Here is a 23,496-nt window from a genome sequence, read left to right on the forward strand (position 1 = left end):
ATATTTTCGGTGCGTTACAGAAGCCGTAACACAACGCCAGTTGCGACAACGCATAGCGCAGCGTTAGCAAGTCAGACGCTCCTACGGACGCTTGAGTACTCGCTACTGCTACGCTATCGAGCGTTGGGAACCTCCCTTCGGGTGACGCTCCTACGTCGCTACCGCTACGCTAACACCAGTCACCTACAGCGCTGGATTCACCGCAACGCACTGGCTCCCCTACAAAATAATTTTATTTAGTCCATGTTTTTTAAAACTCAGTACTACTGAATAGCCAATCTTTTAGATGCCAGGAACAACTCATAGACTAACAGCGGCAATATAATTGCCCTGTTTTTTTATGCTAAATCATGTAAATTTTTAGTATTCACCTCTTGACAGAAGTAATTGAGGATAGAATGGTTAGTATCGGGTATGAAAGTTTGATTCTACCTGCTGGCTTTTGTCAGTAATTAAAAGCCAGCGCTAGGAGTTTGAAATAACTGAACTTTTTTAATGCCCAACTTATTCGATGCATAAATCCTAAATTTGCGTTTGGACTGCTACATATATCAAAGGCATCACACAAGCATTTGAAAGGGTAATAACTCAAGACGTTTCTCGTCAGTTGAGATATTACGCATACTTAATTGTAGAACGAGAACAACTGTAAATGCAACGCAGCTTCATCAAATTGAATTCACCAACATTCTTACATGAACAAAACACATCAAGGACAGAGCAGACAAACTGCTCTTATTACTGGGTCAGCTGGTGGAATTGGCTACCAATTAGCGTGTATTTTTGCTGCTCATGATTATAATCTGGTCTTAGTAGACAGAAATGGGCCAAAGCTAGTAGAAATTGCTGTTAAATTCCAAGAAGAATTTGGAATTTTTGTCAAACCTATTGTTAAGGATTTATCTATATCAACGGCTCCTGAAGAAATTTTTACAGAGTTGCAAAAAGCCGATATAAATGTTGATGTCCTGGTAAATAATGCCGGATTTGGGATTTATGGATTATTTCACGAAACTGACCTAGCAACTGAATTGGAAATGCTACAGGTAAATTTGGTGTGTCTTACCCATTTAACCAAGCTATTCGTGAAGCACATGGTAAAGCAAGGTGAAGGTAAAATCTTAAACGTCGCTTCAGCTGCTGCCTTTCAACCAGGGCCTTTGATGGCAGTTTATTTTGCTACTAAAGCTTATATCTTATCTTTTTCAGAAGCGATCGCTAATGAATTAGAAGGTACTGGTGTCACTGTGACAGTTCTTTGCCCAGGCTCAACCGCATCAGCCTTTCATGAAAGAACTGGGATGGCTGACTCTAAGTTGCTCAAGGGTAAGAAGATGATGGATGCACGAACAGTAGCCGAAATTGGTTTTCATGCCTTAATGAAGGGCAAAACCATTGTTATTCCTGGTTTTATCAATAAACTACTTGCAAAAAGCGTCAGATTTGTACCTAGAAAGCTGGTGACAAAAATTGTCAGAAATATGCAGGAAGATAAGTAGGGGCATTGGGAAGAAAAACTAATGACAAATGATAAATGACTAACATTAATACTGCCAACACTTTAAAATCCAGCCAAAATTCTCTACCGCAACAGCAGCAACATAATTGTTAGCAGGTACTAGTTCAAAAAGACTCCAGTCTTCAGTTATCTGTAACTTGGCTGGTTCTGTGAGAGTCAGCGATACTTCGATTTGCTCTAACTGGGATAGTCCGTCTCCAGTTGCCTTTAAATAAGCTTCCTTACAAGTCCAGTAACGGAAAAATACCTCTTGCTGTTGGTTGTGAGATAGCGATCGCAACATTTCATATTCTCTCGGTAAAAAGAATCGTTTGGCAAGAGCTTCTAAATCAGACATCGGGCGAATATATTCTAGGTCTACACCAATTTGGCAGGTACAATTCACCGCACACAAACCCAACCCTTGGGAATGAGACAAGTTAAACGCCAGTCCACTATCGGCAAATGTATCTGCTAATACTGGTTTGCCGCGCTGTTGATAATTAAACTGCACTTGTCGGGGCTGGATACCCAAATAGTTACCTAATATAGTTCGCAGAATACCACGACCAGCAATGAAACGCTGTCGATGTTCCTGAAAATAGAACCGTTCAGCACGAGCCGTTTCGTCACTGGAAAGAGTTGCTGCTAAACTTTGCAGTTGTGTTTCCGGTTGCTCAAGGTCTATGCGCCAGACATGAATCTCATCCGGTAATAAAGTTAAATCTGTCGGTGCAGGTTGCCAAATATTATTAGAAGCGGTCATTGAGTCAAAAAGTCAAGGGAGTTGTACTTTAATAGTTTGTTTAATTACGACGATTATTATGGGTGGATCTGGTTTGACGCTTTAGCACTACTATATACAACTGCGCGTGTTTTTCCTAAAATCTGCCAGAAGAGTTGTTAGATGTTAAGTCTAGCTGTAAACATAACTACAGGTAGCCGCTATTGCTTCTGCCCGCTAAATATTATAATTTATTGCTCTAGATATACGCTCCTCAACTCCACCTTAAATCTCCTGAGAGAGAATGCTTTAAAACCTTTGACAGATAATCGCAAATTTCCTTTTGGCTACAACATTAGCTATTACAGCATTACTCAAAGTAACTACGACCAATGTCTGCAAGTGTTCTGAAGTAGATATCTTTTCAGTAGTAAATAGTTTTTCTCAGAAAGTGTTATGTCTGGAACAAAAAAACCTTACCAAAGCTTGTTAAAACCTATTACAACTACTTTTTTGTAGAACATAGTGAGGATGAATGATTATTAATTTGGAGTACTTTGCCTTCTTTATACTGCTACTAGCAGCACTGCTATTAGCAATTAGGCAAATGAGTGTTGCTTTGGATGAAATAGATATTGAGCGCTTTACTCTCTGGACAGGCATTGCATCTGTCATTGCTGGTTTACCAATAATGTTATGGTAGCTTCTCAATCAATGCCATCCTTTCGATTAGAGACTGACAAATAAAAAAATATCCCACTGCTCACAGTCAACCGTCATCAGTCACCAACTTCAAACAGGATAATTTATTTCTTGGAGTTCCTTATTACTCTGTTTGCTTTTGCTCCAGCCATTGTAAAATCCGATTCCATGCCCACCAAGGGTCAGGATCTTGTAATTGGCGTTGGCAATTTTTGCTACTCATATAGCCAACATGACCCCCATAACGGGTGAGCAACAAATCTATTGCCGGATTGCGATAGCAGGCAGCTTGCAAGTCAGGTATGATAGCTGGGTCAAAAAGTGGGTCATCGGCAGCATAGATAATCAAAGTCGGTTTTGATATTTGCGGTAATATTTGTAGAGCGCTGCTGGCTTGGTAATATGCTTCCACAGAAGGAAAACCTAGTCGGTTAATTACCAGTTCATTATCAAAACCCCAAATACTGTTTGCCCGTTCAATCGCTGCTGGGTCAATGCTTCCAGGATGAGCATCATGTATTCGCCATGCCAGTTTTTTTAAATTCTGTGCAATCTGCCTTTCCAAATATCTACCAAAGGGCTTAGTGACTAGATAAGATAGCGATCGCTCAGAATCCAAACTGGGACAAATCACCATACCACCACCAATATCGCTATCTTCTAGTCCTAAATCCTCATGCTCTCTAATCACTTCAGCAGATACTTTCAGTGCCCATAGCGCCAATTGCCCTCCTAAAGAAAATCCTGTAAACCAAAATTTTCCTGGACATCCCATTGCCTTAGCGGTGGCGGCAATCCGAACATAATCTTCCCCCTCATACAGTCCATCGGAAGTCAGAGTTGGCGACAAGTCGGCGGTTTTACCGTGGGCACGCCAATCAAATAAGACTACAGCGTACCCTTGAGTGTAGGCTTTACGTCCCAGCACTCTCAAAGACCATTCTGTCTTTAACTCTCCAGTAATGCCATAAGTACCAATAATTGTGCTATGAGCATTTTCAGGAATGGCAACCAAGCCAAAAATTGGCACACCTTGCCTACCTATAAAGATTTTTTCGTGATAGGACGGTTCTGGGTTTTGATTAGTACTTTCCCAATAACGGCTTCCCCACAAAGCGGTGTGTACAGTCATAACTACACCGTTTTGTAAAAACCAAGACGGATTGAAGGGGGGAGTATAACAGATCATAGACTATAAGATTTCGTGTAATTGAGTCTTGATTTCACAGTCATTTAATCTTAATATTTATGTAAGATTTAAAAACTTTTTTAGAATCGATTCAAAAATCTTTGTATCTATCAAAGGTTGTTAATTATCCTTAATAAGTAGTAATAATTTTTTAAGAATGCCGAGGATTCTTGTCATAGACGATGACCCAGCGATTTCAGAACTAGTTGCCGTCAACTTGGAAATGGCTGGCTACGATGTTAGTCAAGCTGAAGACGGCATCAAAGGTCAAGCGCTGGCTCTCCAGCTACAACCAGACTTGATCATGCTCGATTTAATGTTGCCTAGGGTAGATGGGTTTACCGTTTGCCAACGCCTGCGCCGAGACGATCGCACCTCTGAGATTCCCGTGTTAATGTTGACGGCTTTGAGCCAAACTCAGGATAAGGTGGAAGGCTTCAATGCTGGCGCAGATGACTACCTCACCAAACCTTTTGAAGTTGAAGAACTGCTGGCGCGGGTGCGGGCACTTTTGCGGCGTACTGACCGGATTCCCCAAGCCGCAAAGCACAGTGAGATTCTCAACTATGGCTCATTAACCCTGGTTCCCGAAAGATTTGAGGCAATATGGTTCAATGAGACGGTGAAATTGACTCACTTGGAATTTGAGCTACTTCACTGCTTACTGCAACGCCACGGTCAAACAGTTTCTCCCAGCGAAATCCTCAGAGAAGTTTGGGGCTACGATCCTGATGATGACATAGAAACGATTCGAGTCCATATTCGCCACTTGAGAACCAAGCTAGAACCAGATCCTCGCCATCCCCGCTATATCAAGACAGTGTATGGTGCTGGATACTGTCTTGAATTACCCGGTATCCCTCCATCAAACGAAGGGGCTTCGGTAACAGTCGTTGAATAAAATCACGCTAAATTCCTTTAAACTTTGCGATCACTTAGGCAAGAACTCTCTGTAACTCTTATTCCTTACCGCAAAGTTTAAGGTTATTGGTGGAATTTACTAGTATGTAGAGATGTTGCAATACAACGTCTCTACAAGTGCATCCGTGAGAGTTTAAAATAAAACGTCTTTTGTCAATGAGTTAAAATACTCAAATTTAGCTTAGTAAAAATGATAATCGTGTGATGGAGAGGGAGAGGATGTGATTTTTGGTAACACTCCTCTGCCTCTTTTTGATTATCATTATTTTCAAAGTCTTTGACAGCTTAAATGTTATATGAAAAAGTATTGTAACGACAGAATAACTTTGTCAAAAACGTGCTTAATTATTAGGTAAATTCAATTATGAAACTGAAATAAGTTACAAAATTGGAGTTAACAATAATGTGGTTTTTTATAAGTGCGATCGCACTGTTTCACCACAGCACGATCTTTTCCCAAATAACGTTTCTACTTATTCCCACACAATAAACCAAACCGAACTAACCCGCACTCATAACCGCGACGCATTAACCCCAGTGATAATGCCCCTTGAATGGTAGTCCAACCGGCATTGAGTAAGCCCCAAAGTGCTTGGGGAGTGAACGCCGAATCAATTACTACATTCCAAAAGGGGGCGACAGCGGTTGACCAATCGGCGGTGCGAATATTGTTTAATGGAAGTTGACGTGCGATCGCCTCATACTCTGGTAAAGAAATCACATAAGGCAAACAATATACCCGATAAATATCCTGCAAATGCTTTTCCTCATCTGCCGTCAGTGGTAACTTATCAGTCGGTCGATGACACCAAGTCACCATAATTAACTTGCCGCCAGGTTTCAATACCCGATAACATTCTTGGAGAAACTTAGTTTTATCTGGCATGTGTTCGCCGCTTTCTAGCGACCAAACCAAGTCAAAAGAATTATCAGCAAAGGGCATTGCTTGAGCATTGGCTACCTGAAACTGAGTTTTCAGACTCAAATTCGCTTCCATTGCGCGTTCCGTTGCTCTGGCAGCTTGCACAGGACTCAAAGTAATTCCTGTAGCCTTAGCATTAAACTTTTCTGCCAGATATAAAGAACTGCCACCAATGCCACAACCCACATCGAGGATATTTTCTGCTGCTTGTATCCCTGCCCAATTGAGCAGTTCTTCGATTAAATCAATTTGAGCTTGACGGCGGTCTTTTTTCTGGCTGCCATCGACACCGTAGTAGCCGTGGTGCATGTGTTCGCCCCAAATCTGTTCCCACAGACCAGAGGAAGCATCGTAGAACTGCTGAATTTGCTGGTAAAGTGTTGCACTCATGAAAAAAGTAGTATTGAGACGAAGTAGAATTCAAAAAAAACATACAGGTTAGGCTACCATGTATGTTTTTAATTAAATAAGGGTATTTTTACTTCCAGCGAAGGTAAACCGAGATTTATCCTCCTGAGAAAAATTTCTCAGTTTTACCTTAATAAACTTTTCTTAGTCGAATTTATACCAATTATCCCAAAAAAACCTATATATACAATAAGTGAAAATCTAGATTTACTCTAACTTTCTTAATTACGAATTACGAATTAATTATTATGACTGTCATTCGCACAATTTGCTTGAGGTTTCTGGCTGTCATTGCTATTGGTACTATAATCAAAAGCCCTCACCCTAAATCCCTCTCCCAAGCTTAGGAGAGGGACTTTAAAATTCGCTTCCCTGCTACCAAAATTGAGAGAAGGGTTGGGGGATGTAGCAAGATCCCGCAGGTGGGCAAATTTTGCATTTTTGCAAATCGCCTTAACTCTGAGTTTTTTATTGTCCGGGACTTGTTGAAGTGGATTGTGGTTCAACTGAGACAGGTACATCACCAGGGTTCACGGGCGTTTCTGGTTGATTTGGCGTCTGTGGCTCAGGTGTTTGTACTGCATTACTGGTAGAATCTGAACTCTGAGAAGGAGTAGCTGTTTGACTGGCTTGAGGTTGCTGTTGCCCACTTTTCTGAGCAATTTGGTGCATTAACTGCTCAATTTTCTGGGCTTGTTCAATGTTGCCTTGCTCACGATATTCATTGTGAGCGCGTTTCAAGACTCCACTGGCTTTTTTGAACTCGCCCTGGTTATATAAAGTTACTCCCAAGTTATAGTAAGCTGAGGCACTTTTCGGATTTAGGCGAATAGCTTGCTGATAAACAGAAATAGCCTCAGAAGCTTGACCGTGCATTGCTAGCAAATTTGCCATATTGCTGTAGGCTATGGCATTTTTAGGATCTAGCTTCAAAGCTTGGCGATAAGTGGCGATCGCAGGCTCGATTTGACCTTGTTGTTGCAAGGCGATCGCTAAGTTAAGATAAGCTTTGGCGTTGCTGCTATCTAGATTAATTGCTTTTCGGTATGCAGCGATCGCGTCCTCTAACTTTCCTTGTTCATATAGCAACAAACCCAGATTATACAGCGCTGCCACCCTTATGGGATTTATCACCAAGCTCTGGCGATAAGCCGTAATTGCTGCATCTTTTTCTCCTTGTCGGTGCAACACTAACCCTAAGTTGTAATAAGCTTCGCTAAAATTGGGATTAACTTTAATCGCCTCTGTAAATTCTTGTAAAGCTTCATCCAGGCGATTTTGCTCCATCAATATATTACCCAGATAATTCCATGCTGCCCCAAGGTGAGGATCTCGTTGCAACGCTTGGCGAAAGGCATATTCCGCACCTTGTAAGTCTTGGCGGTTATGGCGCGTGACTCCCTGCTGGAAAAAGCTAGCTGCTTCGAGATCCTGAGAAATTGCGGTTTCTGCCAGCAGCTTGCTGACTGGGAAATTACTAATTGTCGGTGCAGCCAAAATCAAAAATGCAGAACAGCTACCGAGTGTCACCTGACAAAATAAATTTAACCAATGAGAAAATGGATATTTTTCAGACATTAATAGCAGACCTGTACTTATTTTTAACTCCTCATAAGCCAGAGTACCCACCACGAAAGAAAAAATTCCAAATTCTCAACTTTTAACAGACGCGATTAATCGCGTCCTACTCCTAACTCCCCACTCCCATAGCTGACGGCAAAATTAGCATGGCATCACCGAATGAATAAAAACGATATCCAAAAGCGATCGCTTCGTTGTATATATTCAATAATCGTTGTCTGCCAATTAAGGCACTTACCAACATCAACAAACTGGAACGCGGTAAGTGAAAATTCGTAATCAAACCATCTACCACCCGCCATTGGTAGCCAGGATAAATAAACAAGTCTGTTTTTCCACAAAATGGTTGTAAATTACCCGATTGAGCCGCCCCTTCTAAAGCCCGTACTGCCGTTGTTCCCACAGCAATAATTCGACCGCCAGCAGCTTTAGTGGCGCGGATTTGCTCTACTGTGGCGGCGGGAACTTCAATCCATTCTTCATGCATCTGATGGGTAGTTACGTCCTCTACTTCCACAGGGCGAAATGTACCGACACCAACGTGTAGCGTCACAAAAGCTTGATTGATTTTGCGATCGCGCAACTGTTGTAATAATTCTGGGGTAAAGTGTAATCCTGCCGTCGGAGCTGCGATCGCTCCTGGCTGTTTAGCATAAACTGTCTGATACTGCTCATCAGCTGCTTCTGAGGTAGTGATGTACGGTGGTAACGGTACTTCACCAAATACCTCTAACAGTTGCACCAAAGTCTTTCCCTCTGGTACATCAAATTGCAACAAACGCCCCCCGGTTGCTGCGTCTGTTTCTAGAACCGTAGCGGTGAGTTGGGAACTGGGTAATGAGAACACTTCGACAAGCTCAGTGCATCGCTGGGGACTAGGGACTAGGGAAGAATCTTTACAATCCTCAATCCCCAATTGCCTTGGTTCAAAAATAATCTTAGCTCCCTGTTTGAAGCTTTTTCCCGGCTTAACTAAAGCTAACCAACAGTTATGCTGCCGTTCTTCCAACAGCAACACCTGGATTTTCGCACCAGTGGATTTATAACCATAAAGCCGCGCTGGAATGACCCTTGTATTGTTCATAACCAACAAATCACCAGAGCGCAATAGTGCAGGTAAATCATGGAAAATGTGGTGTAGGGATGCTGTTTTGGTGCCTGTAGTGGGAGAATTAACCACCAGTAACCGCGAACTATCTCTAGGAACTGCTGGGTTTTGGGCAATGAGTTCTGGAGGTAGTTTGTAATCATAGCCAGCTACCGAGCAATCTAATTCCAAATCTTTTTCTTGTGGGCTAGAAGTATCTTTCAAATTGGCTTGTACTAGTTTTTGCTTTATTTAGTATTTATACTCTCTTAAAAAGCCTGGGTTAAGTTTTCCCTTCTAAAGGAACTTTAAGGTATCTTCGCTCAGTTTTGTCGCTAGGCTATAAGATTGTTACTATTAAGTAACACGGAAAAATTAACATAAAAATTGGGTAAACCTCCCCATCTAAAAACGGGGGCTTTTACCCTACCGGGAACAGGCACTGATTGACGAATATAGATATGTAGGATTGGCTTTGATCCCAAGCACCAACAAACATGGAATACTTGTACTATCTGGCAAATGCCAGTCTAACCCTGAGGGTCGTTCAACACCTCCACGCTAGACCCCAGACACCAGTTTCGTTCGTCACCGTAATTCATCAAATTGATGGCTGGGTGGTTAGGATCAAACTCAAAGGTCAAGTTTCGCCCCAAGAAGATGGCGACTTTCGTGCTTTTCTAAATGAATTAGGAATTAGCTACGAACCGCCAATGAGGGTGCAAATGGCACTTTGGAGTTTGGAAGCGGGACAATGTCCTGTGGATGTGATGCGTCGCTATCAAGTAGCGATCGTTTCTCATGGTAGCCCAGAGAGAGATGAAATTGAAGCGTTCCGGCAACAGTTTGTCCGGGGCTTAGGTTATTGTCCAGAAACTTTGGCTTAACACTATTTGGTTGTAACGTCACTACAAAATTATTGGTCATTGGTAATTAAGATATTTTATCTATTACCGATTAACCATTATCAATTGAAGAGTCAAAAGCTGCCAGAATGTATTCTTGCAGCTTAAACTTGTATCCGGGTACTGATGAAGTAGCCAGAGCTTCTTGATTTGCTGTAACCCCAGTCAAATTTTTTGATATCTTTTGACAGTAGACAATAGCAACATCAAATCGACAAGAATAATCTGCCTTCTCAGGATACTGGGCTAAGAATATTCCAGCTGTACGCCAGATTTTTGCCTGCTTTTGTGGAGTGATTGCGCTTCTTCCTCCGGCATCCCAACTACCTGAACTACGGGTTTTGACTTCAACAAATGCCAATAATGAGTGCTGAGTAAGGAGTTTTTCCCCAGTTCGTCCATCATGTTGAGCAATAATATCAATTTCCCCCCAGCGACTAGAAAAGCGGCGATGAAGAATTATCCAACCAGTAGATTGCAACCATTGGGTTACTAAGTCTTCTCCTAATGAACCAATATCTGGATAATGAGATTGAGGAAGGTTAGCCATTGACTAAAAATATCATGAATTCTGTGAATTCTAGGTTAAGCGATCGCACAGCAGGTTCTACACTCAACTTATCTAGTACTGAGTTGGAATTGAAGCGTAAAACAGACCATCGAATTTGGGCAATTATACTCAGTTTATTCCTTTGGGGAATAGTTGGCATCACTGCAACCGTAGGTTTTGCTTCAACAGCTTTGGCACTCGAATATAATAAAGAAATCTTGGTCGAGGCTGATTTCTCTGGACGTGATTTAACAGACTCCAGCTTTACTAAAGCTAATCTTCGCCAGAGCAACTTTAGCCATGCTAATTTGAACGGTGTCAGTTTCTTTGCAGCAAATTTAGAGTCTGCGAATTTGGAGGGTTCTGATTTGAGAAATGCGACTTTAGACTCGGCTCGTTTAGTCAGAGCAAATTTGACAAATGCACTGTTGGAGGGTGCGTTTGCTGCTAACGCCAGATTTGATGGTGCAATCATTGATGGGGCAGATTTTACCGATACGCTGCTGCGTCCCGATGAGCAAAAAAAATTGTGCAAACTTGCTAAAGGGACTAATCCTATTACAGGACGAGATACGCGTGACACGTTGTTTTGTCCTTAGTATTTTTTAGCTGGGAATTGGGAATTGGGAATTGGGCATTGTGCATTGCTTATTCCCCATTCCCTACTCATAAAATATTGAGCAACTACCAACCACTTGCACCAATCTTTTGACAAACAATTTTCATACCTTTGCCTGGTGAAGAACTTGCTACAAAAGGGATTTCTCCTTTTTCTTTATCCTCTTCAAGTAGCTGTCCTTCTGATCCGTAAATCGCAATGCGATTGCGAAACAGCCGCGATTCTTTGCACGATGCATCAAAGGTAGTCTCGAAGATGCCATCTCCATAGATCCCGTAAAGCTTGTATATCGTGCCCTTAATAGTTTTTGTATCCAGAGCTACGCTGTTTCCTAATTTATCATGGCCGACAGTGATATATCTTTCTGCATCTTGAGCGATGGCTGCGTCAACATCTTTAGCAATCGCACTGCCATTACTCAATAAAATAGCGATCGCTCCCACTATACCGCCGATTTTAAAACACATACGTTTTCAAAATATAAGATTTCATATATTTCTACCCGCAATCAAGTTGTTCTGGCAGGGTAGAAGCACTGAAATCAAGATATAGCAAGGTGTTATACTACTTCGTAATACCTAATGGGAAGCGTAAAGGACTATATAAATAGCTGCAATACTTTTCAAAGTATGAGTGAAACACTTGCTGATATTGCCATACCACCCCAGTTTCCCGATCACACTCAACTACCAGAGTCTGATGGTACGTTTGTGAAAAATTTTCAAGAACATCCCCAAACCATCATTCTTACAGACTCAATCGCTCAGGTTTTGCAAAACCTACATCCAGATGGACAGTATTGCATTGGTCAAGATTGCGGTATTTACTGGCGAGAAACCGATCCGCCAGAAAAAGGAGCAGCAGCACCGGACTGGTTTTATGTCCCTGGTGTACCACCAAGGCTAGATGGCAAAAACCGTCGCTCATACGTTTTATGGCGGGAATACATACCTCCATTGATTGCCATAGAACTAGCTAGTGGTAATGGCGATGAAGAACGAGATGTCACTCCTTTACCTCTAGCTGGTAGTCGGGAAGGGGCAAAACCAGGTAAATTTTGGGTATATGAGCGAGTAATCCGAATTCCTTACTATGCCATTTATGAAATTAGTAATGAAAAACTAGAGGTTTATCATCTCGTAGATTTTTCATATCACAAAATGCAGCCTAATGAGCAAGGTCGTTATCCAATTCCTCCTTTAGGAGTGGAACTAGGGTTATGGCAAGGAAATTATTTAAATAATCCTGAGCAATTTTGGTTGCGCTGGTGGGATTTAGAGGGAAATTTATTACTGATTGGTAAAGAAGAAGCCGAGTTGCAAAGGCAAAGGGCCGAGCAAGCAGAACAAAAAGTTGCACAATTAGCAGAACGGCTTAGGGCAATGGGTATCGATTTATAAGAGTAATATTTGCGTAAGTTATGGCAAGCCAAAAAACTTAGTAATCACGGGTAAAAGCTTACCACAGAATTAAACTAGCTTTTGAGTAATAGGCAAATCAGCGATGTCTACGACGGGCTACGCCAACACACCTTTCAATAACTTGAGGGCTGTTTTTGCTATCTTCTACATTGCTCCATCTTCTGGGTTTGGCAGTGAGGCGATCGCATCTGATGCCCTAATTTGACTTTTAAATCACTTGCTGTAATCGGATTTCTTAATATTTCTTTAAATACTAAACTTTCACTTGAGTTGGGGAATACTAAAACTATGTATTACTTTTTATATTTTCTATATGCGTCCAACTTTATGTGACACTTTCAGAAGCCGTGCCTTGTGGACATGGGATATGCTTGATAAAGGACGTTCTATCAATTGTCAAATTGGAGAAGAAACTTTAACAGATTTAAATATTATTGAGCTAAAAATCAGGCACTCGGCTGAAATTTGCAGCATAACATTTAATAAAATAGACGAAGGAACAAACGGCGCTGATTGGGAATGGTGGTTTACTAATTCCAGTGCAAACAAATGGATAGGATTTCGAGTACAGGCTAAAGTTATAGATATTAAAAAGCAATGTTTCGAGCATCTTTATTACAAAAACTCAAAAAATTCATTACATCAATGCGACATTCTCATAAATGATTCTTTAGCCAAACCACATCCCCGGATTCCTTTGTACTGCCTTTATTCAAACTGGAGTAATTCAACTGAACTACCTTTAGACTATCAGAACTACTACAGCTTAAGGGAGATTTATGGCTGTTCCATACTTCCTGCATTTGCAGTTCGTTTTTTACGCTGCAAGAATAAGCCAAAACATCTAAAACATTTGCTTCAATATATGCGTCCTTGGCATTATTTAGTATCTTCTGGCAAAGATAAATCACGTGAATTACCGGAGAGAGTTTATGATTATTGGGCGAATTTTATCCGTCCAATAGAGAACTTGATTCTTGAAGAACTTGATGATAATATTCTTCTGGAACTAAATGAATGGCAAAATAAATATTTAGAAAAATATAATAAAATCTGCTTTGTAGATAAACCACCCCAACAAGTAATTAAGTTAATGAATAACGAACTAGTAGATCGCCCTGACCCAAATTTGCGAACGATTACTGTTTTTAAGGAACGAGATAGAGGATGTGAGCAACTAGACGAGTTTATAAGTAACCTTTAGAAATCAATTAATTCTAACCTTTAGTATTTAGTAAAATTAAACAACAAATTTAAAACAGTTTATTAAAGTAATGTTCTACGTTGGCACGCTTAACTCGCCAACTTTTACCTATGAGTTTGGCTTTTAAATCACTGCTGTAATCCCATCTCTGAGAAATTATTCACTTTCCAGAAGACAAGTAACACAACAATTACTGAAACATGGATGCAATGATTCCTGCTGATTGATTTAAAGACTGCTGACTATTCCAAACAGCTTGATTTAATCTATCCATTGGGGTTGAGGTAGGGTAAAACATATTTGGTGAATAACCAAGTTGCATATATACACCTAACAGAAAATCTGGATCAATTATTGGTAATCCATTCGTTTGAATATTAATATTTCTTGTAATAACTAACACTATTTGATTTTGATAAGAAACAACAGGTGGGTTACTACAGTAAGGATTATAAGGACTTTGCCCTCCATGAACACCTCCGTATAAACCATGCAGGTTACGAATACTATGGGTGCTATGCAAACTGCCATAAATCCCATCAAGATTACTAATGGAGTTCGTATCATGTCGGTCACTTGATAGCAACCCTAAAAATTGTCTGTCAGCAGAAGACCATAACTGAGCTATACCATTAGCAGCAGCAAGAAATTGTGGAATTGACATAATTTTTTGCGATCAAAGCTTCAAACATTTCTCCAGCTTCACTCACTATTACTGCTAACCGCATCAGTAGCAATAATGATATTTATTCATAAATTATTGGCTTAAAACTTCGCTTTTGAGCGAGTTGCATGAAGAAATGCTAGGCACTCCTCTAGGTCATCCCCACGCCAAGTACCAGCAAATTTGAGCAAGTCTTGACCTGTAGAACCCCGTCGGATAATAGATTGAGAACGATCGCCACGTTGTTTGATTTCAGCGATCTTAGCAGCAAAATCTTTAGGCGGTTGTGTTATGTTCTCATCTTCAATGCACTAATTAGTACATTAGTATCAAAAACGAACCGCCGATTATTTGTCATCATTCAAAATCGATTTTAAGATTTCAGGCGTTAATCGTCGCTCTTGTGCTTCAAGACTAGCTTTATCCATTGTGTTTCTCAAACGTGCAATGGCCTCAAGTCTCGGAGTTGTAAATTGAGACTGCATAATTGCCGCAATCTTAAGTTGCAATTGTTCCTGTTCTTCTTCAGTGGCATTGCGGTATGCCTCTGCTACCTCAGAGGGAACTTTGATAGTAATTTCTTCTTTAGTAATCATGATCTATCGCACTCCACCAAATACAATGAAAAACTAGTGTTGTACCTCCAAATTTATCTCACACTCCTAAACCACTCAGTAATCCCCTGAGCGATCGCATCAGCCGTTTTCTTCTGTACCTCTGGGTTCACTATCTGCTCAAATTCATCAGGATTGCTCATAAAACCCAATTCCAACAACACCGATGGTGCAGCTGTCGGACGTGTCAGTGCCAGGTTATCCCAAAACACACCATAAGAAGGTCTACCGATTTTTTTGACTACATAGTTGTGTAAAAACATTGCGAGGTTATGGGCTTGGGGTTGATACCAAAAAGCGGCAAATCCCTTGATTTTCTCGGCATCGCCATCATCGGGTAGAGAATTGTGATGTATGGAAAGAGCGATCGCAGGTTCTTCTCGACTGATAATTGCCTGACGTTCTACTAGCGAAATCTCCTGATCATCCTCCCGTGTCATTACTACCGTTGCTCCTTCCTTCACCAAATCGTCGCGCAGTAACTTAGATACCACCAAATTCACATCTTTTTCTAAATATCCAGTTGGGCCACTGGCACCAGATTCTTTACCGCCATGCCCTGGATCTAGTACAATCTTGAAATTAGCTAAAAGCTTGCGTCTTGTGTTCCCGATTTTAGGCGGATAACGCAAAGCCAAAACCAGGGTTGTACCGTCGTATCTTAGCTTGTATCCCCACTGTTGAGCTTTTTTGAGGTTAAAGGTGTATTTTACTTGTCCTGGGGCTTCCTGTTGCCAGTCTAGGCGATAAATTAGGGGGTTATCATCCAGGCGAATTATGTCTGTTTGGGCAGTGGTATTGTAGAGAGTGAGAGCGAGAGTTTGCTCACTTTGTTGTACGCTCACGGGTACGGGAACTTGCAAGGGGAAAATTATCTCTGTCGCACTAGGGAGTTGACGGTATCCGACACTGCGAATTATTGTTTGTGGCGGAACTGCACCAGGTAGAATGCGGGTTTCTTTACTATTAATCCAAGCGCCATAATCTAGGCGCAACCATTCACCTTCCCTACCTGTAACTGTTGCGCGTGTGCCTTTGGGCAGTGGTGTGAGTCGAGAATAATCGGTGCTAGGGCCAGTACGAGCAACACCTGACTCTACTGTAACCTCAGAAACTGGCAACTGTGCTCTTGAGAGGATTTCAATCTTACCAGATCCTGGTTGAGTGATCGTCTTGCCATCAAGCGTCAGTTGAAATTGAGGTTTTTCCAGATCGGCAGCTGTTGCCACTGTGGTGCAACCTTGATAGTTGCCTACGCTAGACTGGGCATGAGGCTGATTTTGCCCTGTCAAAGCTGCCAAATTACTTGGTAGTTGTGCCTGTTGAGGTTGCGGTAAAAGAGCAATAGTTTGATTAGCCAAGTTTACAGAGACATTAGCGTTAGGGGGTGCGATCGCGCCAAAACAAATTACTTCTCCCGGTAATCTGGCAATGTCAACTGCGGGAGTCAGGGAATCTTTCGCAAAGGCTACCCCCTGTGGTAGTTCAGGGCTAGTGTTAAGCCTGATTACCTTAATTTTAAGTTCTTGATTCTGGCGACGCACAGTAAAAAGATTCTCCCCCAACTGCAAGGGGAAACTAGGGGAAAAATGACCAGCTTTGCTGCGGGTAATTGGCTTACTATTGATCAAAACCTGACCATCTGGTGGTGCAGTGCCCAGAAAAAAGATTTTTTGGGCACTTGTCTGGTAGTTTGTCTGGGGAAAAATGACTATAAGAGATGGCTGTGCCAATGCTATGGAGGAGGAGAGAATAAAGCCTAATATTACTAATCCTAAGAGGTTTTTCACAGCAAATCACAGAAGATGACACCACAACAACTGTGGCACAATGACGGGATGTATTTTTAGAAGTTGTTAGAAATTCAAACTACTATGACTAAGTTTATCTTTGTTACTGGAGGCGTAGTTTCCAGTATTGGTAAGGGCATTGTAGCAGCAAGTCTAGGGCGTTTGCTCAAGTCGCGCGAATATTCTGTGTCGATTCTCAAACTCGACCCTTATATCAATATCGATCCTGGCACAATGAGTCCCTTTCAGCATGGGGAAGTATTCGTTACCCAAGATGGTGCGGAGACAGATTTAGACTTGGGGCATTACGAACGCTTTACTGATACATCGATGTCGCGCTTAAATTGTGTGACTACTGGCTCGATTTACCAGGCAGTCATCAATAAAGAACGGCGCGGAGACTACAATGGCGGTACTGTACAGGTAATTCCTCATATTACCAATGAAATTAAAGAGCGGATTTTGCGTGTTGCTAAAAGTACAAACCCTTCTGTAGTAATTACAGAAATTGGCGGGACGGTGGGAGATATTGAATCACTGCCGTTTTTGGAAGCAATTCGCCAGTTCCGTAAAGAGGTGGGACGGCAGAATGTGCTGTATATGCACGTCACGCTGGTGCCGTGGATTGCCTCTGCGGGTGAAATGAAAACTAAGCCAACACAGCATTCAGTTAAGGAACTGAGATCCATTGGTATTCAACCAGATATTTTAGTTTGTCGGAGCGATCGCCCTTTACCTAAGGGATTAAAGCAGAAATTGTCGGGATTTTGCGATGTACCGGAAGAATGCGTCATCACTTCTCAAGATGCCAAAAGTATCTATGAAGTACCGCTGAATCTAGAACGGGAAGGAATGGCAGAACAAGTGCTGAACTTGCTGCAAATGGAACAACGTAAACCAGATTTGACGCAGTGGCAAACCCTGGTAAAACGGTTACATAGTCCCAAGCACGAGGTAGAAATTGCCATCGTTGGTAAATATGTGCAGTTAAGTGATGCCTATCTATCTGTAGTAGAAGCGCTGAACCATGCTGCAATCTCCACTTATGGCAAACTGCGTCTGCGTTGGGTGAACTCAGAAGATTTGGAAACTGAACCAGCCGAAAATTATCTTCAGGGTGTTGATGGCATAGTTGTACCAGGAGGTTTCGGGGTTCGGGGAGTCGATGGTAAAATTGCCGCGATTAAATACGCCCGCGATCGCCAAATTCCCTTCTTGGGTTTATGCCTGGGAATGCAATGTTCCGTGATTGAATGGGCCAGGCACGTAGGGGGATTAACAGGTGCTAATAGTGCTGAATTTGACCCTTACACAATTGATCCGGTAATTAATTTATTGCCAGAACAGCAGGAAGTTGTAGATTTAGGGGGTACAATGCGCTTGGGACTATACCCTTGTCGTATTCTCCCTGATACTTTAGCTTTTAAGCTTTATCAAGAAGATGTGATTTATGAACGACATCGACACCGCTATGAGTTCAATAATGCTTACCGCGATTTGTTGTTAAAGTCTGGCTATGTGATTAGTGGTACTTCTCCCGATGGACGTTTAGTTGAAATTGTGGAATTACCCAAGCACCCATTCTTTCTTGCTTGTCAATTTCATCCAGAATTTCAATCACGCCCCAGTACACCTCATCCTTTATTTAAAGGGTTCATTCAAACAGCGATCGCTCTTTCTCTGTTAACATCTAGCACACCAACACCATTGGAGGTGTCATAACAATTCGTAATTTGTAATTCGTAATTCGTAATTCAAAATTAATTTTTTAGATTTTGAATTGGTGAATAACAACATTAACTTAAGGCTTCAGTAGACTTGGACATATAGGGTGCATCATTCGTAAATTTCGGACTTGGGGAGATGTTGTGGCGTACTGGGTGAAAATCCTTTACGAAAGGAAAGAATATGTAGTTAATTTTGAACGTGTCCATGCTTTTTGTTATGAACTGAATGGCAGAGTTACTTTTTGGCTACCCGATAGTGCTATTCCCATAGTAATTAATCCACAAAATAACCTGGAAGACTATCAAAAAATTCTCGATTATTTAGAATGTGTGACAGGATTAAAATTAGATTGTGCCCATTGGGTAAAAATAATTTACGAAAAAAATGAATATGTAATTAATCTCAACTGCATCAGTTCCTTTTGTCATGAACCGAACGGCAGGATAACTTTTTGGTTGCCAGATGGCACTATTCCTATTATCATCAACCCTGTAAGTAATCCTGAATCTTATGATAAAGTTGTGAAATACGTTAAGAAAGCAACAGGATATTCTTTGTCTTGAAATTCCTGTGTAGCAGAACAAGATAAAAATAAAGTTTAAAAACAGATTTACTGTCTTCCCAATCTTAAAAAATGGTTTGTGGAAATTTTTGCTCAATTAGCCTAGCTATTGATATCAAGTCCGGGTAATTACTTATAATAAAATCTATCAATATAGGTTGGGTTTCACTGCCGTAAAACCCAACATGAATAAGGATCAAATGTTGGGTTTCGCTCCTCAACTCAACCTACAGGTATTATAAGTGTTTAACCGAACCTGATATAAATCATCTTTTTTGTAGAGTTATCTAAGAAGAAAATTGTAACTTTAGTTGTAAGGTGCTAATTCTAAAATTGCATATAGCTCACTGCCATTCGTTAAAAATTTGTTTTATCCGCTCAATTGCCGTGTCTGCTGCTTCTTCTGGAGATATGCTATTGACAACTATTCGATTGAGAGCCTTACCCCAAACATTCTCTTCTAAAACTAGGCTGTAAGCAGGGTTTTGGACAATATAAAATGGGCGAGTATCTTTAGTTAGTGTTTGAGTTGCAGTGGAAAGATGAGGATCTGCTGGATTTGTCCAAAAAGGGTCTTTCCAAACAGGCTTCATTACTGGTAGATACCGACCTCCGGTAGCTTTGAGATAGTTTCCTATAATCTCAGGTTTAATTAAATACGCGAGAAAGTCTTTGGCTACCTTTTGGTTTTTAGACTCGGCAAACAAAACTATTTCATTAATCGAGACTAAGTAGCGCATCGGTTTACCATTGGGTTTGTTCGGAAATTCTAGGATACCAAGCTTGTTACGATAGGTGTCAGAATCTTGGCGGACAGCAGCAGGAATCGAGAGCGAGGAGTTAGGCGTCATAATCACGCCACGATTGAGCAAGCTGCGATTATTGTCTGGATTTAACCAGTTTACTGCGTCTGGTGGTACGTAGCCCTGCTGGAAAAATTTCGCATACCACTCTAAGCTTTTAACAATACCTTGATGCACCTGAGGATCGTTGAGGAGAAGTTGACCCTTGGAGTCTAAAATTTGGACATTGTATGCCTCTAAAATCTGCTCAAATAAGTAGTAGGTATCTGTAGACCCAGTGGAGAAAGGAAAGCCTAACCCGTAAATATTCTGTTTTTGCTGTGCGCGCAAATCATCCTGCACTTGTTTCCAAAACTCCCAGAAAGCATCCCACTCTTTAGGAATATCGCTTTGAGTTCGACCTACTTGCTCTAGCAAGTCTCGCCAGTAGAAAATGTGAATTGTTAATTGATTAATTGGGACTGCATAGTAACTCGGCTTTTTATCAACGTTGTTATATAAACGAACTGCTTCCAGCACACCTTCAGAATAAATACTTTTGACTGGCTCAATTACATCAGAGACATCTGCCAGTTTACCTTCCCAGGCAAGACGTGGATACAGCTCCCTCTCAGCACTGCTATTTATAACGAGATCAGGCGAATTACCTGCCTGAAGTGCTCTTTGAGTCTTTTGTGGCAACTCATCGTTAGTATAGAAAGTAAGTTTAATTTTGTTGCCGCTTTGTTGTTCCCAGTTACTAATGATCTTCTGGAGCGCTTCATCCTCTTCCAAAGTATAACCTTTATCTGACCAAATCTTTAGAACTTTACTGTTAATCGGAGACTCGGTGACTAAGGATTGGTTAGATTTTAAGATGTTAATGCAGGCAAGAATTATCAAGCTGAGTATCAATGCCACGAGTACATAGCGATGGCTAGCTCTTATTAGCATTACGATAAAAGTTTGCTTGACTTTTTGCTGATTCTTAAAGCCTTTAGCCATTGGACTGGCTTTGGTTCTGAATAACATACTCATTTTTTATGATTTTTGCCAGAAAAACATCTTTACTGCATCTTCTGACATCACATAGCGCTTATTCAAGTCTTATTTAATCCGCAATCCTAAGTTCTCTGTCTATTCTGTAAAAAAGTTGGTGTCTGTAACAAGTTGCAAACCAAATTTTTCTTCTAATTCCTAAAGACTGATGTCTCTAGCTGGGATTGTTTGAACCATAATTTAAAATCTTGAATAGTTTTGCCATGCCAACTTTGCTGCACCTACTATCCCTGCAAAATTGCCTAACTCCGCTGGCAATATTTGTAAACCCGCTCGTGATAAAGGCTGCACTCGCTTCTCAATTTCTGCCTTCACTGCGGGTAAGAAAAACTCAAAGCTGCCACTGATACCGCCACCAATCACGATCGCTTGCGGTGTGAGTACATAAATCAAACTCGTCAAACCAATTCCTAAATTAACACCATATTCTTGCCAAAAAGTCAATGCTGCGGCATCTCCTTGTTGGGCAAGAAAACCCAATTCGATGGGTTCTTTGAGAGTGCGGCGGCGAATCGCAGTTGCACAAGCATATTGTTCCAAAGAGCCTCGATTGCCACTATTACAAATTGGGCCATCAGGATTTAATGAAATTAAACCCAATTCCCCGGCGGCTCCTTGATGTCCAATGAATAGTTTGCCATCAAGGATAATTGCACCACCAACCCCAGTACCTAAAGTTAGCAGAATTAGATTTTGAAAGTGGCGACCGGCTCCTAGCCAAGCTTCTCCCAAAAGAGCGCAATTAGCATCATTAGCGATCGCAGTCGGTTTGCCAGTTTTAGCTTCTAACCAGTCTGCTAAAGGCACATCGATCCATTCAGGTAAGTTAATAGCGATTTTGGCAATACGTCCTGCGGCATCGGATGGGCCAGGAGTACCAACACCAATGGCAACAGCTTGATTATCTGGATCAATTTGAGCGATCGCATCTACCAGCACCACCAACACAGCCTCCGGCGTTGTTGGTTGAGGAGATACCACAGTCAAAGATTGCAGACAAGTACCATCATCTGCAAAACGCCCCAGCTTAATTGCTGTTCCCCCGACATCAATGCCAATTACTTGAATTTTGTCATTTGTCATTTGTCATTTGTCCTTGGGCATGGGGCATTGGTAATTGGTGAACAGCTATTCCCTATTATTGGGCGCGAGTCGTTTTCAACCCCGATCTGTTCGCACAGTGTCTCCGCTTGGGAGAAGACGCGCAGCTTTCAACTCCGATTTCTGTAAATTAGCAAAAGTCGTGCTGCGGAAACTTGATTGCTCTTGCCAAGCTGTAATTGGCGCACCTCTTAAGATACCAGCAAGAGCAATGGAAAGGATAAACCCGCCAGTAGCGGCAGCAATTAACGTTAGATTATCTTTCATATAAATCTCTGTATTGTTTATTTGTCATTTGTCCTTTATCCTTTGTCTAAAACTAATGACCAATGACTAATGACTAATGACCAATGATTACTGTCGGATTCTATTTTCTCTCCGTAATCGGGGATTGACAAATTCATTTAACCCCTCACCAAGTAGTGATAACCCTACCACCATGAATGTCATCGTTAAACCAGGGAAAAGGGTAGTCCACCAAATGCCAGTAGGTAGAGCTTCTAGGGCTTGTTTTAAATCATGTCCCCATTCTGCCACTTCTTCAGGAAGTCCTAGCCCCAAAAAACCCAAACCGCCCAACACCAAAATCGCATCAGCGGCATTAAGTGTAAATAGGACAGGTACGCTTTGAATGACGTTGAAAAACAGATAACGAGAAAGCACAACCCAAGTAGAAGCGCCCATTGCTTGAGCAGCTTCGATGAACACTTCAGTTTTCACGCTCACGGTGTGGTTACGAACAACACGATAATATTGGGGTATGTAGGCAATGCTAATAGCGATCGCTGCATTTAATATCCCACGCCCCACCACAAACGCCAGTGTCACAGACAGCAGTAGCCCCGGTAGAGTGTAGATGCTGTCCATAATAAATAGCAACACTTTATCCAACTTCCCGCCGAGATACCCACTGAGCATCCCCAAAGGCACACCGATAATCATACTCAGCGCCGTTGCCAAAATCACCACCTGCAAAGCAGCTTGAGCGCCGAACAATGTCCGGGAGAACACATCATAGCCCAGGCGACTAGTACCAAACCAATGTTTAGCTGAGGGTGGCTCGTGAATTGGATTAGAGAGAAAATCTTTGGGGTTTTGCAGCCATCCCCAAGCCTGCAATACGGGAGCAAAGAAGGCCAGGAAGATGAAAAATAGGGTAATGGCTAACCCGATGAGCATGAGTTTTTGGGAAAGATTGAAACTTTTGCCAAACTGTAAAAATGTCGGTAGCCGCCGTTTTGTAATGGCCATGGTGCGATCGCCTGGATCAAGCAAGATACGCTGACCATTTTACATATTAGACAGGGGATTGCGTAAACATCCTGGATAAAAGTCCAATTTCTTGAGTGGTGGTTACAGAGCTAGACTGAGTAATATCATGTTCGCATAATCGCTTATGATAAAAGTCAAGAGTGCATCTATGAACTATGCCGAAACGGATCAATATAGCGACACATTTAAATAT

At 41.6% G+C, this 23,496-nt stretch carries 25 protein-coding genes; 11 read left to right on the plus strand and 14 right to left on the minus strand.

Annotated features, from left to right (window positions below; all coding sequences use genetic code 11):
• Positions 1-9: 9 nt before the first annotated feature.
• Together V7K60_RS14360 and V7K60_RS14365 are read left to right on the plus strand one after the other, a co-directional pair.
• Positions 10-240: a hypothetical protein gene (locus V7K60_RS14360; protein WP_334926508.1), complete on the plus strand. Its 231-nt coding sequence runs from the start codon at positions 10-12 to the stop codon at positions 238-240.
• Positions 241-695: 455 nt separating this feature from the next.
• On the plus strand, positions 696-1,499 hold the full coding sequence (locus tag V7K60_RS14365; RefSeq protein WP_292781029.1) for an SDR family NAD(P)-dependent oxidoreductase: 804 nt from the start codon (positions 696-698) through the stop codon (positions 1,497-1,499).
• 45 nt (positions 1,500-1,544) lie between these two features.
• Here the strand turns inward: V7K60_RS14365 and hetI are convergent, their stop codons facing one another.
• The gene (gene hetI / locus V7K60_RS14370; protein ID WP_334926511.1) at positions 1,545-2,264 is read right to left on the minus strand and encodes a 4'-phosphopantetheinyl transferase HetI; all 720 of its coding nucleotides are present in this window, start codon (positions 2,262-2,264) and stop codon (positions 1,545-1,547) included.
• A 493-nt stretch (positions 2,265-2,757) separates the two neighbouring features.
• On the opposite strand from hetI, the gene V7K60_RS14375 reads away from it, so the two are divergent.
• Positions 2,758-2,925 carry a hypothetical protein gene (locus tag V7K60_RS14375; RefSeq protein ID WP_334926513.1) on the plus strand — a complete coding sequence of 56 codons (168 nt, stop codon included), beginning with the start codon at positions 2,758-2,760 and terminating at the stop codon, positions 2,923-2,925.
• Between the two features lie 123 nt (positions 2,926-3,048).
• On the opposite strand, the gene V7K60_RS14380 is transcribed toward V7K60_RS14375, so the two are convergent.
• Positions 3,049-4,113: a YheT family hydrolase gene (locus V7K60_RS14380; protein ID WP_334926514.1), complete on the minus strand. Its 1,065-nt coding sequence runs from the start codon at positions 4,111-4,113 to the stop codon at positions 3,049-3,051.
• A gap of 157 nt (positions 4,114-4,270) precedes the next feature.
• Here V7K60_RS14380 and V7K60_RS14385 point away from each other — a divergent pair, with 157 nt between their 5' ends.
• The gene (locus tag V7K60_RS14385; RefSeq protein ID WP_104905330.1) at positions 4,271-5,014 is read left to right on the plus strand and encodes a response regulator transcription factor; all 744 of its coding nucleotides are present in this window, start codon (positions 4,271-4,273) and stop codon (positions 5,012-5,014) included.
• A 489-nt stretch (positions 5,015-5,503) separates the two neighbouring features.
• On the opposite strand, the gene V7K60_RS14390 is transcribed toward V7K60_RS14385, so the two are convergent.
• From V7K60_RS14390 to queA, 3 genes are all read right to left on the minus strand, one after another.
• Positions 5,504-6,346, minus strand: a complete 843-nt coding sequence (locus V7K60_RS14390) for a methyltransferase domain-containing protein (RefSeq protein ID WP_334926516.1) — start codon at positions 6,344-6,346, stop codon at positions 5,504-5,506.
• 486 nt (positions 6,347-6,832) lie between these two features.
• Positions 6,833-7,942: a tetratricopeptide repeat protein gene (locus V7K60_RS14395; RefSeq protein WP_334926518.1), complete on the minus strand. Its 1,110-nt coding sequence runs from the start codon at positions 7,940-7,942 to the stop codon at positions 6,833-6,835.
• 112 nt (positions 7,943-8,054) lie between these two features.
• The gene (gene queA, locus V7K60_RS14400) at positions 8,055-9,284 is read right to left on the minus strand and encodes a tRNA preQ1(34) S-adenosylmethionine ribosyltransferase-isomerase QueA (RefSeq protein WP_334926551.1); all 1,230 of its coding nucleotides are present in this window, start codon (positions 9,282-9,284) and stop codon (positions 8,055-8,057) included.
• 245 nt (positions 9,285-9,529) lie between these two features.
• On the opposite strand from queA, the gene V7K60_RS14405 reads away from it, so the two are divergent.
• Positions 9,530-9,919, plus strand: a complete 390-nt coding sequence (locus V7K60_RS14405) for a hypothetical protein (protein WP_012412259.1) — start codon at positions 9,530-9,532, stop codon at positions 9,917-9,919.
• 70 nt (positions 9,920-9,989) lie between these two features.
• Here the strand turns inward: V7K60_RS14405 and V7K60_RS14410 are convergent, their stop codons facing one another.
• Positions 9,990-10,487 (minus strand): YraN family protein, encoded by a 498-nt coding sequence (locus V7K60_RS14410; protein WP_334926520.1) that lies wholly within the window; start codon positions 10,485-10,487, stop codon positions 9,990-9,992.
• Between the two features lie 14 nt (positions 10,488-10,501).
• On the opposite strand from V7K60_RS14410, the gene V7K60_RS14415 reads away from it, so the two are divergent.
• Positions 10,502-11,086: a pentapeptide repeat-containing protein gene (locus tag V7K60_RS14415; RefSeq protein WP_442944398.1), complete on the plus strand. Its 585-nt coding sequence runs from the start codon at positions 10,502-10,504 to the stop codon at positions 11,084-11,086.
• An 85-nt stretch (positions 11,087-11,171) separates the two neighbouring features.
• Here V7K60_RS14415 and V7K60_RS14420 read toward each other — a convergent pair whose 3' ends face one another.
• Entirely contained in the window at positions 11,172-11,573 is a 402-nt protein-coding gene (locus V7K60_RS14420; protein ID WP_334926522.1) for a hypothetical protein, read from the minus strand.
• Between the two features lie 162 nt (positions 11,574-11,735).
• Here V7K60_RS14420 and V7K60_RS14425 point away from each other — a divergent pair, with 162 nt between their 5' ends.
• From V7K60_RS14425 to V7K60_RS14435, 3 genes are all read left to right on the plus strand, one after another.
• The gene (locus V7K60_RS14425; protein WP_334926524.1) at positions 11,736-12,506 is read left to right on the plus strand and encodes a Uma2 family endonuclease; all 771 of its coding nucleotides are present in this window, start codon (positions 11,736-11,738) and stop codon (positions 12,504-12,506) included.
• Between the two features lie 103 nt (positions 12,507-12,609).
• Positions 12,610-12,732, plus strand: a complete 123-nt coding sequence (locus V7K60_RS14430) for a hypothetical protein (protein ID WP_334926526.1) — start codon at positions 12,610-12,612, stop codon at positions 12,730-12,732.
• 108 nt (positions 12,733-12,840) lie between these two features.
• Positions 12,841-13,731 (plus strand): DUF6615 family protein, encoded by an 891-nt coding sequence (locus V7K60_RS14435; protein ID WP_334926528.1) that lies wholly within the window; start codon positions 12,841-12,843, stop codon positions 13,729-13,731.
• Between the two features lie 190 nt (positions 13,732-13,921).
• Here the strand turns inward: V7K60_RS14435 and V7K60_RS14440 are convergent, their stop codons facing one another.
• The 3 genes from V7K60_RS14440 to V7K60_RS14450 form a co-directional block, all read right to left on the minus strand.
• Positions 13,922-14,395, minus strand: coding sequence for a hypothetical protein (locus V7K60_RS14440; protein ID WP_334926530.1), 474 nt, complete (start codon positions 14,393-14,395; stop codon positions 13,922-13,924).
• Positions 14,396-14,742: 347 nt separating this feature from the next.
• Positions 14,743-14,991, minus strand: coding sequence for a hypothetical protein (locus tag V7K60_RS14445; RefSeq protein WP_334926532.1), 249 nt, complete (start codon positions 14,989-14,991; stop codon positions 14,743-14,745).
• A 53-nt stretch (positions 14,992-15,044) separates the two neighbouring features.
• A complete protein-coding gene (locus V7K60_RS14450) occupies positions 15,045-16,799 on the minus strand; it encodes an N-acetylmuramoyl-L-alanine amidase (protein WP_334926533.1) in 1,755 nt (584 codons plus the stop codon).
• Between the two features lie 84 nt (positions 16,800-16,883).
• Between V7K60_RS14450 and V7K60_RS14455 the strand changes: the two genes are divergently transcribed.
• Both V7K60_RS14455 and V7K60_RS14460 read left to right on the plus strand, forming a co-directional pair.
• The gene (locus V7K60_RS14455; RefSeq protein ID WP_334926535.1) at positions 16,884-18,521 is read left to right on the plus strand and encodes a CTP synthase; all 1,638 of its coding nucleotides are present in this window, start codon (positions 16,884-16,886) and stop codon (positions 18,519-18,521) included.
• Between the two features lie 146 nt (positions 18,522-18,667).
• Positions 18,668-19,090: a hypothetical protein gene (locus tag V7K60_RS14460; protein WP_334926537.1), complete on the plus strand. Its 423-nt coding sequence runs from the start codon at positions 18,668-18,670 to the stop codon at positions 19,088-19,090.
• Positions 19,091-19,433: 343 nt separating this feature from the next.
• Here V7K60_RS14460 and V7K60_RS14465 read toward each other — a convergent pair whose 3' ends face one another.
• From V7K60_RS14465 to V7K60_RS14480, 4 genes are all read right to left on the minus strand, one after another.
• Positions 19,434-20,909, minus strand: coding sequence for a sugar ABC transporter substrate-binding protein (locus V7K60_RS14465; protein WP_334926539.1), 1,476 nt, complete (start codon positions 20,907-20,909; stop codon positions 19,434-19,436).
• A 201-nt stretch (positions 20,910-21,110) separates the two neighbouring features.
• Entirely contained in the window at positions 21,111-22,013 is a 903-nt protein-coding gene (locus V7K60_RS14470; RefSeq protein ID WP_334926541.1) for an ROK family protein, read from the minus strand.
• A 75-nt stretch (positions 22,014-22,088) separates the two neighbouring features.
• A complete protein-coding gene (locus tag V7K60_RS14475; RefSeq protein WP_334822535.1) occupies positions 22,089-22,298 on the minus strand; it encodes a hypothetical protein in 210 nt (69 codons plus the stop codon).
• An 87-nt stretch (positions 22,299-22,385) separates the two neighbouring features.
• A complete protein-coding gene (locus tag V7K60_RS14480; RefSeq protein WP_292847128.1) occupies positions 22,386-23,282 on the minus strand; it encodes an ABC transporter permease in 897 nt (298 codons plus the stop codon).
• Positions 23,283-23,496: the final 214 nt, after the last annotated feature.

Origin of the sequence: Nostoc sp. (assembly GCF_036917555.1) — a bacterium.
In the GTDB taxonomy this organism is placed as follows: Bacteria; Cyanobacteriota; Cyanobacteriia; order Cyanobacteriales; family Nostocaceae; genus Nostoc.

Excerpts from the sequence above, each read along its gene's own strand:
- V7K60_RS14365 (WP_292781029.1), top strand. The coding sequence starts at position 696 with ATGAACAAAACACATCAAGGACAGAGCAGACAAACTGCTCTTATTACT.
- hetI (WP_334926511.1), bottom strand. The coding sequence starts at position 2,264 with ATGACCGCTTCTAATAATATTTGGCAACCTGCACCGACAGATTTAACT.
- V7K60_RS14375 (WP_334926513.1), top strand. The coding sequence starts at position 2,758 with ATGATTATTAATTTGGAGTACTTTGCCTTCTTTATACTGCTACTAGCA.
- V7K60_RS14380 (WP_334926514.1), bottom strand. The coding sequence starts at position 4,113 with ATGATCTGTTATACTCCCCCCTTCAATCCGTCTTGGTTTTTACAAAAC.
- V7K60_RS14385 (WP_104905330.1), top strand. The coding sequence starts at position 4,271 with ATGCCGAGGATTCTTGTCATAGACGATGACCCAGCGATTTCAGAACTA.
- V7K60_RS14390 (WP_334926516.1), bottom strand. The coding sequence starts at position 6,346 with ATGAGTGCAACACTTTACCAGCAAATTCAGCAGTTCTACGATGCTTCC.
- V7K60_RS14395 (WP_334926518.1), bottom strand. The coding sequence starts at position 7,942 with ATGTCTGAAAAATATCCATTTTCTCATTGGTTAAATTTATTTTGTCAG.
- V7K60_RS14405 (WP_012412259.1), top strand. The coding sequence starts at position 9,530 with ATGGAATACTTGTACTATCTGGCAAATGCCAGTCTAACCCTGAGGGTC.
- V7K60_RS14410 (WP_334926520.1), bottom strand. The coding sequence starts at position 10,487 with ATGGCTAACCTTCCTCAATCTCATTATCCAGATATTGGTTCATTAGGA.
- V7K60_RS14415 (WP_442944398.1), top strand. The coding sequence starts at position 10,502 with ATGAATTCTGTGAATTCTAGGTTAAGCGATCGCACAGCAGGTTCTACA.
- V7K60_RS14420 (WP_334926522.1), bottom strand. The coding sequence starts at position 11,573 with ATGTGTTTTAAAATCGGCGGTATAGTGGGAGCGATCGCTATTTTATTG.
- V7K60_RS14425 (WP_334926524.1), top strand. The coding sequence starts at position 11,736 with ATGAGTGAAACACTTGCTGATATTGCCATACCACCCCAGTTTCCCGAT.
- V7K60_RS14430 (WP_334926526.1), top strand. The coding sequence starts at position 12,610 with ATGTCTACGACGGGCTACGCCAACACACCTTTCAATAACTTGAGGGCT.
- V7K60_RS14435 (WP_334926528.1), top strand. The coding sequence starts at position 12,841 with ATGCGTCCAACTTTATGTGACACTTTCAGAAGCCGTGCCTTGTGGACA.
- V7K60_RS14440 (WP_334926530.1), bottom strand. The coding sequence starts at position 14,395 with ATGTCAATTCCACAATTTCTTGCTGCTGCTAATGGTATAGCTCAGTTA.
- V7K60_RS14445 (WP_334926532.1), bottom strand. The coding sequence starts at position 14,991 with ATGATTACTAAAGAAGAAATTACTATCAAAGTTCCCTCTGAGGTAGCA.
- V7K60_RS14455 (WP_334926535.1), top strand. The coding sequence starts at position 16,884 with ATGACTAAGTTTATCTTTGTTACTGGAGGCGTAGTTTCCAGTATTGGT.
- V7K60_RS14465 (WP_334926539.1), bottom strand. The coding sequence starts at position 20,909 with ATGAGTATGTTATTCAGAACCAAAGCCAGTCCAATGGCTAAAGGCTTT.
- V7K60_RS14470 (WP_334926541.1), bottom strand. The coding sequence starts at position 22,013 with ATGACAAATGACAAAATTCAAGTAATTGGCATTGATGTCGGGGGAACA.
- V7K60_RS14475 (WP_334822535.1), bottom strand. The coding sequence starts at position 22,298 with ATGAAAGATAATCTAACGTTAATTGCTGCCGCTACTGGCGGGTTTATC.
- V7K60_RS14480 (WP_292847128.1), bottom strand. The coding sequence starts at position 23,282 with ATGGCCATTACAAAACGGCGGCTACCGACATTTTTACAGTTTGGCAAA.